General features: G+C 33.2%; 14 protein-coding genes. 6 read left to right on the top strand and 8 right to left on the bottom strand.

Annotated features, from left to right (window positions below; translation table 11 throughout):
- Together K9M74_04960 and K9M74_04955 are read left to right on the top strand one after the other, a co-directional pair.
- Positions 1-204: hypothetical protein (locus K9M74_04960; GenBank protein ID MCF7799225.1), on the top strand; the 204-nt coding region annotated here is incomplete at its 5' end.
- Between the two features lie 136 nt (positions 205-340).
- A complete protein-coding gene (locus tag K9M74_04955) occupies positions 341-1,546 on the top strand; it encodes a PEP/pyruvate-binding domain-containing protein (protein ID MCF7799224.1) in 1,206 nt (401 codons plus the stop codon).
- Here K9M74_04955 and K9M74_04950 read toward each other — a convergent pair whose 3' ends face one another.
- The 8 genes from K9M74_04950 to K9M74_04915 all read right to left on the bottom strand — a co-directional run bounded on the left by K9M74_04950 (position 1,547) and on the right by K9M74_04915 (position 8,322).
- Complete coding sequence (locus tag K9M74_04950; GenBank protein ID MCF7799223.1) at positions 1,547-2,476, bottom strand: hypothetical protein; 930 nt, start codon at positions 2,474-2,476, stop codon at positions 1,547-1,549.
- 69 nt (positions 2,477-2,545) lie between these two features.
- Complete coding sequence (locus K9M74_04945) at positions 2,546-3,037, bottom strand: hypothetical protein (GenBank protein MCF7799222.1); 492 nt, start codon at positions 3,035-3,037, stop codon at positions 2,546-2,548.
- Positions 3,037-3,501 carry a hypothetical protein gene (locus tag K9M74_04940; GenBank protein MCF7799221.1) on the bottom strand — a complete coding sequence of 155 codons (465 nt, stop codon included), beginning with the start codon at positions 3,499-3,501 and terminating at the stop codon, positions 3,037-3,039. The genes K9M74_04945 and K9M74_04940 overlap by 1 nt, the downstream gene beginning before the upstream one ends.
- Positions 3,502-3,503: 2 nt before the next feature.
- Positions 3,504-3,854 carry a nascent polypeptide-associated complex protein gene (locus K9M74_04935; protein ID MCF7799220.1) on the bottom strand — a complete coding sequence of 117 codons (351 nt, stop codon included), beginning with the start codon at positions 3,852-3,854 and terminating at the stop codon, positions 3,504-3,506.
- Between the two features lie 47 nt (positions 3,855-3,901).
- Positions 3,902-4,069 carry a preprotein translocase subunit Sec61beta gene (locus tag K9M74_04930; GenBank protein ID MCF7799219.1) on the bottom strand — a complete coding sequence of 56 codons (168 nt, stop codon included), beginning with the start codon at positions 4,067-4,069 and terminating at the stop codon, positions 3,902-3,904.
- Between the two features lie 71 nt (positions 4,070-4,140).
- Positions 4,141-4,563, bottom strand: coding sequence for a hypothetical protein (locus K9M74_04925; GenBank protein MCF7799218.1), 423 nt, complete (start codon positions 4,561-4,563; stop codon positions 4,141-4,143).
- A gap of 811 nt (positions 4,564-5,374) precedes the next feature.
- Complete coding sequence (locus tag K9M74_04920; protein MCF7799217.1) at positions 5,375-7,300, bottom strand: trichohyalin-plectin-homology domain domain-containing protein; 1,926 nt, start codon at positions 7,298-7,300, stop codon at positions 5,375-5,377.
- A complete protein-coding gene (locus K9M74_04915; GenBank protein ID MCF7799216.1) occupies positions 7,297-8,322 on the bottom strand; it encodes a hypothetical protein in 1,026 nt (341 codons plus the stop codon). Before K9M74_04915 ends, K9M74_04920 begins: the two co-directional genes overlap by 4 nt.
- A 118-nt stretch (positions 8,323-8,440) precedes the next feature.
- Between K9M74_04915 and K9M74_04910 the strand changes: the two genes are divergently transcribed.
- The 4 genes from K9M74_04910 to K9M74_04895 all read left to right on the top strand — a co-directional run bounded on the left by K9M74_04910 (position 8,441) and on the right by K9M74_04895 (position 14,002).
- Complete coding sequence (locus K9M74_04910) at positions 8,441-9,931, top strand: hypothetical protein (GenBank protein MCF7799215.1); 1,491 nt, start codon at positions 8,441-8,443, stop codon at positions 9,929-9,931.
- A 281-nt stretch (positions 9,932-10,212) separates the two neighbouring features.
- A complete protein-coding gene (locus K9M74_04905) occupies positions 10,213-10,878 on the top strand; it encodes a helix-turn-helix domain-containing protein (protein MCF7799214.1) in 666 nt (221 codons plus the stop codon).
- Positions 10,879-10,966: 88 nt separating this feature from the next.
- Positions 10,967-11,941, top strand: coding sequence for an ABC transporter ATP-binding protein (locus K9M74_04900; protein ID MCF7799213.1), 975 nt, complete (start codon positions 10,967-10,969; stop codon positions 11,939-11,941).
- A gap of 132 nt (positions 11,942-12,073) precedes the next feature.
- Positions 12,074-14,002 carry an ABC transporter permease gene (locus K9M74_04895; protein ID MCF7799212.1) on the top strand — a complete coding sequence of 643 codons (1,929 nt, stop codon included), beginning with the start codon at positions 12,074-12,076 and terminating at the stop codon, positions 14,000-14,002.
- Positions 14,003-14,081 lie beyond the last annotated feature (79 nt).

Below are 14,081 nucleotides of genomic sequence, written 5' to 3'. Positions count from 1 at the left end.
ATCTTTCACGCATTCAAACAAAAGTTTGGAAGTAGCGTGAGCTCTCGACACATCGCTTCAGCAAGAAGCGAAGTATATTGCAAAGCAATACTTCACAATATTTTCTTGCTTTTAGCAAGACTCTCGGGACAAACCCGTTGGAAAGAGCGTGTTTGCAAAAAGAACTTTTTGTATACTGCAAAGCATAATTCTTGCAAAGCGTAAAAAGAATTAATCAGCACCCAATATCATTTTGCTTCAAAAGAAGCAAAATAGTAAAACGCAGTTATCTTAATAGGACTTTAACATAATTATAAGCATAAAAGTAAGGTTTAAATACGTCTAAGCCCAATAAAGCTCCATGTTTCTTCCAATAAAAAAAGCGCTCGAAGAAGACGCGTCTAGGGTCGGGTTAAAGGCTAAATTATTTGCAAAGCTTGAAGAACAGCTCACTCTCCCTTTCAGTCTTGTTTTAAGTAGCGAAGTATTTGATGAATTTCTTAAACATAATAATCTGCAAGAACAAATTACCAAGCTAGACAAGTTTGCAGATACTCCTGAAAAACTCGTGTCCGGATTCACAGAACTCGCCACTTTATTCAAACAATCTTCTTTTCCGCCAAAAATTATTACGGAATTAAAAGAGTGTTTTGAGCTTGCAGTTCTTGATACTACTGATTTGCAACCAACTGACAAAAATGAGCAGCAGAGTGCAATTCTTATTCTTCGTCGAAGTACTAATTATGCTGATACAGATATTACGTGCCCAGGAACAATTTTTACTAAAGAGTCGTTCACCGACTTTTTAGACGCAGTAAAAAGTTGTATCCTCAGCGCATTCACGCCTTCATCTGTTGTTGCTCGACGAGCTGAAAAAATAAGTTCTTTTTCAGTTGCTGTTATCGTTTCTCGTATGCCTAATTTACAAACTTGTTTTGAGTCAAGTTTATCATATCATAAAAATAATATTATTGTGAAAAGTTATCTTGGTTTTCCAGATAAAAGCAACATAGTTCCTAAAGATAGTTTTACACTCAGCGTTGATTTTTTAAGAATCGTCGATGCTAAAGTTATAGAACAAAACATTGTTGCAGTATTTGATAAAGTAAGTAATCAAATTTTGCATCGTAAGTATGCATCAGCTGGTTCTGCACAAACAGTTCCTGATCAAACCATCCTAGAAATCGGTAGGCTTACTAAAAAAATTAATGCGATTACTGATGAACAAGGGTTAACAGCAGAATTTATTGCTGGTGAAACCGGAACAATAACTTGTCTAGATGTAGTCTCTGCTGTAAATAGGGTGGAAGATAAAAATAAGCAACTACAACAACAAGAAAGTAATGAGGAACAAGTAGTATCAGAAGAATTACCTTTGCTTGTAGAACAAGAGTCTGGTGAAGAAGAACTTGCACGCGCAATTATTACTTTTTTAAAAAAGAACAGATTTTCTCAGTTTGGACCTACAATTGATATTGTAGTTAGAAGTTTAGAAAACGAAACCACAACAGAAACCATAAAGCAAGGTATTACCACGATAAAAGAAGTGCTTGATGAAAAAAAATAATTATTGTTGTAAAACAATTATTTTTCTTGTCAATGATTTATGCATGTAAATAGAAAATTCTTTTGTAACATTCCAAGATGATGATTTTAAAAGAGAACGTATGTTTGTTGTATCAGCAATACCAATAACAAGGCAAGGGGTTAGTTTTTGAGCAAGCAAAAAAAAATCTTCATAAAGACTGGTTATTTCTTGGCTCACACAAGAATTTTTTCCATAAGGCAAATCAGTAATAATCGCGGGCGTTTTTTTTACCATGTGTAAAGCGTCTTTCTTAATAAATTCTCCAACAACATCAAATTCTTTTGCATTTTCTTTTGCTTTGTTAACAAGTTCAGCACTAATATCACTTCCTTTTGCATCAAGACCCATAAGAAGTCCTTCAATAACTAATCCTCCCGTTCCACAAAAAGGATCAATAAAGCTTTTTGTTCCTGCTAAGTTAATCATTGCTTTTGCTAGTTTTGGATGCATACTTGTTGGATGATTATATAATTTTAAGTGTGAACGTCTTTTATGAGGATCGTCATCATTAAAATAAATTTCTTCAGTTGCAAAAATAGTTTTTTCTAAACGATAAAAAATGTAGTGATGTGCGGGATGATGAATATTTACTTTTGGGTTTATTTGATTTGCATAAAGTTTATTTGCTAAATCCTTAAGAAAAATCTCTTCGCCTGCAATATGTTGAAGACTTATTTTATAAGTATTTTCTAAAATCATATCAGTAAAGTCATCCATAGATTCTCCTTGACTCAGTATTTTTGCTATTTGTTTAGTATAACCTAAACGAGTAGCTAGTGCTAAATTTAAATCATTTGCCTCTAAAAAAAGAAGTGAAGAAGTAAGAACGTGCACTTTGCCAAACAAACTTTCTACTTCTGCTTGAGCAAGTTTTGGATATTCACCGGAGAGAAAAAAAAGATATTTCATTATGCATCATTAATTCCTAAAGAGGATGCAGTTTACAAAGCGTTATACGCCAATTGCCAATGCATCTAATCAATATTCCCAACCGTTTTCATTTTCGTGTTTCTTTTTAGCATAATCGCCTAAAAGATTCACTACATAACGAAAAAAGTTTTTTTCAAACTCATTGTATTGAGTAATAATATCAATATTAACAATTTCTTCTCGACCATCAATAGTTGTAGTAATAGAAACGTGTCGTCGATATTCTTGATCAGGGATGTGTGGTGCTCGATAGATTTTTCTCATGAGTAAAAAAAGATCAACATTATCTTGCACTTCTTGTTGAGGATAAAGTTTTTTTACTAAGTTTCCTTTTTCAATAGGTGTGGTTGGGGATTCTTGTAAATTCTTGGTATCCTTTGCATAAGCTAAAAGAACATCCAATAATAATTCATAAGCATCTATTAATCTTGACAGCGTGTTTATCAAAACATCTGCTGTCCTAGTATATTTAAGACTCACATAAATTAAGTGGTCTGCTCGTTTTAGTTCTTCACCTGCATCATCTAAAAGTTCAATCATTAATAGCTCACCGCCAATAATATTTTTTTTATTACTAGTCTTGACTGGGATAATAATTCTTTAAGTTGGGGTTCTTGGAGTACTTGTAATCCATATGATTCATCTGCTAAAATCATATTTGATTTTCTAGCAAATTCAATGGTGCTCTGTTCATGTTTTTCAAAGAGCAAATGTGTTTGTGTGAGTATATGTAATTCTTGCTTTGAAACAATTCCTTTATCTGCAACAGCTAATGTAAAGGATGTAAGTTTTGATTTAAAATCGGCACGTTGTGAAAGGGTATGATTTGGCGCAAAATAGGCAATAGTAGCCAATAAGACATCGTCTTGAGCTTTATGCATATTGCGTAGGACTCCTATAAGGAGTTTAGGATCTTTGGAAAGAGGATAAGTTGAAGTGAGTAAATGATCTGCTAAGGACAGTTGTCGTTGTGCACGTTCTAGTGTCGCATGAATGTTATCCACTTTTATTCTTCGTTCTCTTCTTGCAAAAAAAGAATTGCCTGAGCTAAGTCTCCGCCAGCATCTTGTATTGCTTGCACGGCGCTTTGTTTATCTACTTTTGCTTGTTCCATAACAGTTTCTACATCTTCATCGTTAATTTCGGGCGCGGTATCCCTCGTAACTTCGTGCGCTTCGCCCACTATTTGATATGTTTCCTGACCCATCATATTAACTTTTGCAACGTCAGGATTCGAAATAACAATATCTTTATCTGCTAATCGAATAATAACTTCTTCTGCAGCCAAATCTTCTTGTTGCATGCCCATTTTTTTCATGGCTTGTTTCATTTGACGAGAATTCATACCGGGAATCATTAGGAGAGCCTCTTACATCTATTTTAAATATGGATAATTTGCCTTAGTTAAGGCGTTACAGGTGCTGTCGAATTTAAAATCATAACTACAACAATAACAATAAGAGTTAATGCCAAAACAAGTTGGGGAGCTATACGAAACTTTGAGGTTGATTCTTCATAAAAGCTAGTAAGTCCTGCACCACTAGAAGGCATGCGAATTTTGTTATCTGCCATTGAAAACAAGAAATAACTTAACTTTATAAAGCTTTTTGTTAAAAAGGCTCAAAATAGGTTTTTAGAAGGTTTTAAGAGATATACTCGCAATTTTGTGCACAGGCCACTGCGCCAGTTGTGCCATTAATTTCAATAGTCGTTTCATACGAGTCTTCATTAAATTTTGAAATGATGAGTTGTGCTTGATAAATATTACCTTCTGGATAAACATTCACTAGTTTTGTTTGCCAACCATTTGCTTGAACATGTCCTTGAACAAAAGAAAATGCTTTTTGTTCTGCGTCCTTTTTCTCAATAACGAAAGGAAGCTCAAATCGACATGTAGTCGGAGATGCTGCTTCTCGACCATCTGGACAAATATAAATAACATTATTATTCGTAATGTCTTGACCGCCACCAATAGTGCCATCGCTACACATATAGACTTTTTGTGCACCACAACCCGTAAACACAACGGTTAATAAAATCAATAACACAATAAGTAATCGGTTCATAACGACAGCTTAAGAAAGATTCTTTTTAAATGTTTTGCAGAAAAGACTCTGTTTAGAATAGTTTGGTTATATTGCCTTAACGATTTCTTAAAGCAAATAACTGTTAGGTAAACAAATTGTGCGCTATTGCGCGTAAAATAATGTTGTGTTATACTCAAAAAGAACACAACAGCATGAGCAACGCGTTGTATGACAAGTTAATTTGTTGATAAACTCTTGCAAAGTTTCAAAAAAAGAATAATTCACAGCATACGCAGTAATCCGTTCCAAAAAAAAGGCCGTAAAAAAGAGCGTCGTACTAACTCGGTAAGTCTTTAAAAAAAAAGAAACGCTAAAAAAATCTTCAATAAACGTGTTAAAAAAAAGTAGCGTAGAGTTTCATAAGCCACCTTCTGTTGCGGCCAAATATGTTTGCGCATACATACGATACCACATAACTGGATTCTACTAAGCGTCATTCTGACTTGCACCGACAGGGTCCATATTCCATCCTTTCTTATGGAGACGTCAACAGGTTAGTCTTGCCCAAAGTCACCTTCAAGCGTCGCATGTATCATCCCATTATCCACAAGGGGTTCATTACGCTATGCGTAACGTGCCAAAAATCTATCGATATTAGCATTTTTCTGTATGGTTGCCAATCCTATTCGAATTCTTGTCTTACAACAAGCTGTTCTTTTGCGTTACCTCTGACTCAATTGCTTGAACATAAGCTTCGCAATGGTGGGTGGACTTTCCTAAGACCTTGCAGCCCTAACCAGTCTGATAACCCTACGCTAAGAGTATACAAAAGAGACTTTGTTTATAAGGATTATTCTTCTTTGTTGTGAAAATGATTAATAAAGATGAATATACTCGCTAGAAGCGGTATAAAGAGTAGTGGTAATAATAGCGACCAATCAAATGATTCAACAGGTTCTGCTAGTAAAATAGTATTTCCTGTTAAAGAAACGTTCTTTGCAACAGTATAGGTCAGTTCTACAGGTTCAGTTACATCTTCTAAATGCCACATAATAACAGGATCTTCTTCAAGAATAATTGGTGCTTTGTTAAAGGCAATCTCAGAAACATGTTCAGCAATCTCTTTAGGGATGACTTCTACAACAGCAACAGTTGTTTCGTTCTCTTTAGGGATAACAATAAGTTTAATTTCTGTTGCAAGAAAACGTTGATCATTTTGCATAGTTATTTCTTTAAGAGTTATTTCTTTTGTGGTGCTAAACAATTGTTCAGCTCGTTCTTTTCGATCTTCGAAATTAACTTCTTCTTGTTCTCGAATATTTATAACACGTCTTGCTTCTTCTTGCGCAAGTTGTTGTTTTGTATCATTTTCTAAAAATAATTCCTGAGTAATTGATTTTCGCAGAATTATTCGTTGTTCTTTTGCTTGCGTAAGTTCTTCTTCAAGATACTCATTTCTTGCTAAAAGACGTGTCTTGGTTTGCAATTCTTCAAAAGTTTCATTTTGAGGTTGAGCAGAAGCATTATTTGTTTTAAGAGGTGTTATATCTTTAGCAAATAATTCTTCTTTAAAAGAACTTAAATTAGCAGATGTGTTTGTTTGATAAATTATAGTAGACAAATCTTCGAACGTTTCGTTTTCTAAATGTTCTTCTGAATTAGCAACTAGTTCTTCTTTAGTTTTTATAGTAAAATTGTGCAATAAGTGTTCAGAAATTGTGGTGGTTGCATTAGAAGTAATTATATACAATTTATACATCGTCGTATCTATGAAAGGTATTTTCCAGCGCGCGTAATAGGCCGGTGTTGAAGTTTGTTGCTGAGTTATGGGTAATAGTTTTTCTCCTCGTTCTGAGCGTATAAAGAAATCATGTTGTACTAGTTTATTACTTGCCGTGATAGATAATTCATAATTAAGTTCTGCATAAAAAGATGTGTTTTTTATAACTTCTGTTGGCGTATTAAAACGTAATTTTTGCTGTTCTTCTGATACGTTGATAGGTTCTTGTTGTAATTTGCAAAAACCAGTATCGCAAATAAGCCCTTTAGCGCAAACAGATACAACAGCATCACAAGATTCGCCTTCATAAACAAGTAGAGGTTCTGCAAAAACGTCTTCTTTTAATTTGCAAACTATTCGTTGATCAGTATCATAATGTGAAAACACATATCCTTCTGCACAAATACAAGAAGCAGTTGTTTCATCAGGGATGGTGTTTAAAGGACAATCCCACTGACACAGAGTATTAACAATATGTTGATAAGAGCCCGTACAAAAAACACATTCATTTAAGAAACAATATGTTCCAAAATCACAAAACGAATCACCACAAGCAACAGGAGTCATATTTGTGGTCGACTGCATAACAGAAATATCAAACGTTGCAAGTATGATCTCCTGAGCAGCTGTTGTTAATAAAATAGCATACGGCGTTGTTTCTACGGGTTTATCATACCATTGACCTTCTAAAAGATAGTCCGAGGAAGATAAAACAGTATCAGAATAATTTCGTCCTGTTTTAAGTAGTAACTTTCCTGAAACCACTGATTCGGGCAATGGTTCTAAGACTACAGATATATTTGCAATCATTCCAGAAATAATAACAGAAGGATAAGTATAAGTAAGTACGCCAAAGTTTGTTTGTTCTTGTATGGTTTCATAAGCTCCCCAAAATTCATCAATAGATGCATAACTGTATTCTGTGATTAGTAATACAGAAATAAAAATTAAGAAAATAAAAAGAAATGCATGAAGATGTAAATAGCGATAATTCATTTTTTTCGTTGAGAAGAGGATGGTTTTTTTGAAGATGAAATGTTCTTTTTTGTTTTAGAAAAGAATCGTTCAGAATAAATAATGAGTAAAGCTATAAGTGGAATAATAACTAATGGTCCTGCTAATTTCCAATTGATAAATGAATTAGTAGTATCATTGGCTTTTTGAGCAAGTAAGATGGTGTTTCCTGTGATATCAGTAGTTTTATCAATCGCATAAGTTAATTCCACAGGTTCAGTTACATCTTCTACGTGCCACATAATAACAGGATCTTCTTGTAATATAGTAAATGGTTTATTTGCAAAAAGATAAGCTGCTCGACTAGTAAATCCTTTGGGAATATGTTCGATAATGTCTAAACTTTTAAGCTCTTGTGTTGGCTGAATGTGAATAGTGATTACTGTTTCTTCTCGTGTAGTACCATCTTCATACGTGTTTTCTTGATGAGTATAAGATTTATTTACTATAGTTGTTGCTTCTGCAAGTTGATTTGCTTTTAGTAGTTCTTCTTTGGTAAAGTTAGTAAGTGCTGCATCAGATAATAATGTGTACGTAACACTAAGCAATTCTTCATCTACAACATGCTTGATTAATACGGGTTCTTGTTGTAATTGGAATGCTAATGGTTTTGGAAGAACTGAAATAAAAAGCGTGTCTTGATAGATTAAGGAATTGTTTACTAGAAAATCAAACTCATAGCTGCCTTGCATACGTAAAGAATCTGCCCAGGAAAGATAAAAATAACTTGTATCTTCTCCAGGCTCAGGCCCGGTTGTTTCTGAAAGTAATGGTTTATCTTCTCGAAAGAGTAAGAAGCGGCTTTCTGAAACATTGGGATAAAATAATACTTCAATTAAAAAAAGTTCATCATCCACAACTTCATCCGGATACACTAAGTAAATAGTCCCTTGAGTAAGCTGTATTTCCTCTCCAGTCGTTACCATATAGGCGTAATCGCTTTCCAAAGCACTTGCGAAACTTACCAAAAGAAAGAATAAAAGGAAAGGAAGCATATATTTCATTAAGTGAATTAAACAAAACTTTGTTTATATAATTTTCGTAGGGGGTTGCTTTAAACAGGGTAAAAACACGTTTTAGGCAACAAAATGTTTTTATAGGCAAAACGTATAAAAAAGATGTATGAAGGCAAAACGTCAAAAGAATTTTTTTCAACGTATTTCTTTTGAAATTGAAGAACTAGTACTTATCGCTCTTATCCTACTCAATATTTTTGATGCTATTGAGTTGCTGCCCCCAACGCTTGATTATATTAAAAAAATCATCTCTTGGACGGCCTTAGGCGTGCTACTTTACAAAGCAGATATTATTAAATTATTTACAGGCATTAAAAGACCAAAACTAGATACTGTACTTATTATTGCCTATTTTTTACTTATTATCAAAAATCTTGTGGCATATGCTTCAGGAAGTACAACAAAAAACGCCTTTTTACAACCATTTTATACTTTTTTAGTAAATCATTCTGGACTAATAGAACGTACTGGTTTGTTAATTGGAACGGGGCTTCTTGTATTTGTCGCAGTTCATTTAACCCTTCGAGCAAAAATTAAGAAACCAAGTATGCTGAGCATTTTAGGTGAGAAAGAAACAAGCGTTAAATCATTCAAACAAGCAAGTATCCGTTTAACTAAGGTCTTATTTGTTATCTTCATGTTTTTTATTGTTATTTTTAATTTAATGATGGAATGGCTTGCAATAGCAATTGATGCGCCGCTTTTAATGATTGGCTTAGCATTCTATGTATTTTTTATTGTTCGACATAAAAATAAATTTCATCCAGAATCATTTCTTGCAAAATTTGGCGAATTTGGAAATACGTTTTATCAAGATGTTATCGAGCATTTCAAGTACAAAAAAACTATTTTTCGTGCACTAAGCGGCTTGCTTGTGCTGCATTTATTAACTGATGCATTAAATTTCCTCTGGCCGTTTTTATTCGGTATTAATGATCCATTATATTTTAATTTACTTGTGACGCCGCATTTTTCGATGTATGCCTTGCTACAAAGCGATTTTGTTCAAATTGGATTGCTTAAGGGATTAAGTGTTATTCCTTTATATTTGGGAAATGTGTTCGGACTAGTTATGTTATTACTTCTTCCAGGTATTGTATGGACAGTATTATACAAAAATAAACCATTTAATATACGTAAAGGATTTCTCGGCATCCTCGCAAGTTCGTTCATAATAATGTTACTTGCTCCTGTATTCAGAATACAACCATTATTTAATCAATCATTATACGGTGTTGATATCATAGGTAAATCTGCTTGGCAAGCTGCATTACTAGACCCGCTGGCAATTATTACAATAAGTTTTATTGTTGGATTAGGTGTTTTTATCTTTGCCCAGCAAAAAAAAAGAGAAAGAAAATTAATTCACTTAGGTATAGTTATCATGCAATTATTTTTTACGGTTTATACTATCCTGTTCTTCGCATCTATTGCCATTTATTATGTGAATACTATTGGTTATTTGTTCATGGTAAACAAATTGCTTCTCGGAATACTCTTTATTATTTTTTTTATCTGCAGCATTATTTTTTATGTCTTTGCACTCATAAGTTTTTTACTAGATACGCATCGCCACGGACAAGAAAAGCTTCGATAGATCTGATTTAAAGAATGTAGACGTTACATTAACAATGACTTTTTTATTGTATGTTGCAAAGCCATACTCGTCTGTTTTGCAAAAATTAACATGTATAAAAAACAGACAAGTCAAATTCAAACCTAGAACAATAAAATGCACACTTCCTTTTCAAGGGAAGTTCTTACATACTCATTTAAAACAGTCTCGCATACTTGTTTAAGGCATATACTCAGTTCCTCCTGTAAAATCAAAGCCGGAATGTACAAAGTTTTAAGAAGACAAATGTATTTGTAAGCTTCATGAGCAAACCATCAGCAGAAAAAATAAACGCTAAATTAGGAAATGATTTTCCTAAAACCGCTGTTGAAATTATTCAACTTTCAGAAGCGAAAAAATTTGCAAAAATAGTAAGTCAACAAACTGCGCAAGATATTCTTTCATTTATTGCTGAACATAAAAGTTGTACGGCAAGCGAGGTTGCAAAAGGACTTAATATCCCTTTATCAACAGCTCATTATAATCTTAAAGCATTAACAAAGGCAAAAATAATCGATGATGAATCGTTTCATTATAGTAGCAAGGGTAAAGAAGTATCTCATTATGAAATTGCTAAAAAAATTATTGTTATTGTTCCTAAAAAAGAGCCTACTTTGCTTGCGCAATTAACAACGCTTCTTCCAGGATTTTTAATGGCCGCAGTTGTTGGGACTATTGCTTTAGGCGCGTCGTTAATAGCTAAAGCAAGTGGTACTACAGCTAGTAATCTTGCAAGAAGCAGTTCAACCCCTGTAGATTTCACAACAGAACATGCACCTATGCTGTTTAAAGCAAGTGAAGAAACAATAGCTCAAACTGCACAAACATCTTCTCCTGATTTACTTATGGGTATTATAATCGGCGTTAGTGCAGTTATTGCTGGCTTATTCTTATTCTTCGGAATAAAAAGATTATTGTTTCATAAATAAAATTCTGCGTAAAAACACATAAAATTATTTGTTACGCGGTTCAAGTGAAAACATCAGGTTTATAAATTGTTAATGCCAGCTTGGTTGTATGAGTGAGCCCGTATTTAGAGTGCAAAACGTCAGTAAGTCGTTTGGAACACACGTTGTTTTAGACAATATTAATTTAGATATTTATGCAGGTGAAATTATTGGTCTTATTGGTGCAAGTGGCGCAGGTAAAACCACCTTTCTTCACACCCTTATTGGCTTTATTCAACCAGACCGGGGTGATGTACTATTTCGTTTAGATCACTTGCTTTCATATAGGAGCTCCTATATCTATCGTTCTGTATTTAAAAAGCAACAAATGGTGAAGAAAGTATATGGATTTGCATCTCAAATGCCCTCATTTTATAATGAATTAACAACACAAGAAAACTTAACTTATTTTGGTTTATTGCATAATTTGAATATGGATGCTGTTCGCTCAAATAGCGAAACACTTCTTGGTCTTATGGATTTAAAGAAATCAGCCAACATTCTTGCAAAAAATCTCTCGGGAGGTATGGAGCGTCGACTGGATATTGCTTGTGCGCTTATGCATGACCCCGATGTTCTTATTCTCGATGAGCCAACCGCAGATCTTGATCCGCTTCTTCGAAACCACATTTGGGAACTTGTTAGAAAAATAAATCAAAAAGGGACAACAATAATTCTTTCCAGTCATCACTTAACTGAACTTGAAGCATTATGCGATAGAGTTGCAATTATTAAAGGAGGAAAACTTATCGCAATTGGTAAGCCTGAAGAACTCAAAAAGAAGTTCATTATTGAGCAAGAAATTACTATTCAAACAACGCCAGGTAATTATAAAGGACTGGTAAAATTAATTCCAAAAAAGAACATCACCCGTATGCGCGTTGCTAATCATTCTCTACACATTTATACCGCAAATCCTGAAAGTGTGCTTGCGCAAGTTCTAAGTACGCTTCGAAAAAAAAGAGAAAAACTTGCATTCATTAAAGTTACTAGTGCATCACTTGATGATGTATTTATTTCCATTTGGGAAAAAGATAAGAAATAATAATTTTGATTTAAAGAATAATAAAGAATAAATTACTAAACCAACAAAACTTTCAAAATTTGGCTTAAAGAAAAAGAGAGAAAAATGAAGTTCATTAAAGCAGTTTTAAAAAATTTCAAAGTGTTGTTTCGTATGAAAACATCGCTCTTAGCTGTAGTTTTTGGACCGCTCGTTGTTATCTTGCTCATTGGACTTGCCTTTAGTTCTACAACAGGTATTCAATTAACAATTGGGTATCACGCTCCTGACGATAGCCAGCTTACGCAAGAATTTATTGCTAACATGGAAGCAAATAATTATTTACTTAAAGAATTTGTTGATGTGAATTCGTGTATTAGCGAGTTAGAATTAGGTCTTATTCATACCTGCATAGCATTTCCTGAAAATTTTGTAATTGAAAAAGACAAAGAGAATAATATTACTTTTTATGTTGATAAATCAAGAATTAATCTTGTGTATACTGTTATCGATAGTGTTTCTGAACAAATCGGTGTAAAGTCTGAAGAGTTAAGTAAAAGTTTAACTGAAACACTTACAAGTACATTAACAAGTACCGCAACAGGCATTGATTCAAGCATAGGTTCGCTTATTAAAGCAAAAAAAGATATGACAACAGCAATTACAAACACGCAAAGTATAAGCACTAATCTAGATACTATTGATTTAGAGCAAGTCAGTATTAGCATCGATGTTTCATCAGATATTTCTGCTATTGAAAATTTTATTGATGACATTATTGATGAAATAGAATCTGTTCAAACAACCATACAGAGTCAAAATGAAACTCCTGCAGTGGATAGCATCATAGATGATTTACTCAGCGAAGCTAATAATATTAGTAGTAATGCAGATAATGCAACAGATATTTTACAAGGAAAAATTAGTTCTGCTATTGGTAAACTTGATGATGTTGAAGAGAAAATGTCTGCTGCAAAAGAAGTTACTCAAAGTAGTAAAACGATGATAAGTGATGTTAAAAAGAATCTTGAATCAATTAATAGTGAAATTGATGATGTAAAAGCTACGCTAGAGAGTATTTCTCGAGATATTAATACTATTGAAATAACCTCTTCTGAGCAGATTATTAATCCTATTAGTACAACCATTCAAACGGTTTCAGCAGATGATAATAAGCTGTTAACGTTATTTCCTTATGTTCTTTTACTTATTGTATTATTTGTGGGCTTGCTACTTTCCAGTACATTAGTTGTTATTGAAAAACGAAGCAGGGCTTCATTTAGGGTGTTTACAACAGCAACGCGAGATGAATTTTTCATTATTTCAACTTTTGTCACCTCTTTTATTATTATTGCAATGCAAGTAGCACTCATTTTAGGCTTAGTGAGTTATTTTGTTGTAGATTTTATCACGCCAAATATTTGGGTGAACATCGTACTTCTTATTTTATCTTCATCATTGTTTATTATGATTGGTATGGCTATTGGTTATCTTATGTCTTCTCAACAAGGAGCGAATATGGCAAGTATTTCAATTGGTTCCGTTTTATTATTTATTTCAAATTTAGTTTTACCGCTAGAAAGTATTTCCCCTTATTTACAAAATCTTGCACAATATAATCCTTATGTGCTTGCTTCAGAAACATTTAGAAGATCCATATTGTTTCAAGTAAGTTTTAAAGATATCTTAATTGACTTGTTATTGTTGTTAGCATACAGCGTAATAATTTTTATTCTTATCGTTGTTTTCCAAAAGCTTTCAAAAATTCGTTATTTTCAACACAACCCGCATGTAAAAGCAAAAAAAGCAAAAGAAGAAATGGATGGCATTTGGCTTAAAGATAAACTTATTAAAACAGAAAAAGATTTTATTAGACAGATTAATTCGCTAAGCGAAGAAGAATACATAAAACTTGTTAAACGACGAAGTATTAAAATTAAAAAATTTGTAAAAAGAGATTTGGATAAACCATTCATTGCAAGTAAGATATATAAGTATAACAAAAAAGAGTTGCTTGATGAGTTTGCAAAGGCAAACGAAGAAATTATTAAAAAAATTCAAAAAAAACATACCGCTAGAAATCACCAAAAAAGAATTAAATAAGTACAAGAATACAACAAAAGAGTAAAATGAGTTGTAACACATGTTCTATAAAACTTCCAACGCGAATATAACCTTTAAT

This window comes from Candidatus Woesearchaeota archaeon, assembly GCA_021734105.1.
In the GTDB taxonomy this organism is placed as follows: domain Archaea; phylum Nanobdellota; class Nanobdellia; order Woesearchaeales; family SKGA01; genus SKGA01.
The sequence above is the reverse complement of the archived record's forward strand: the minus strand, read 5'-3'. Positions and strand labels throughout refer to the sequence as shown.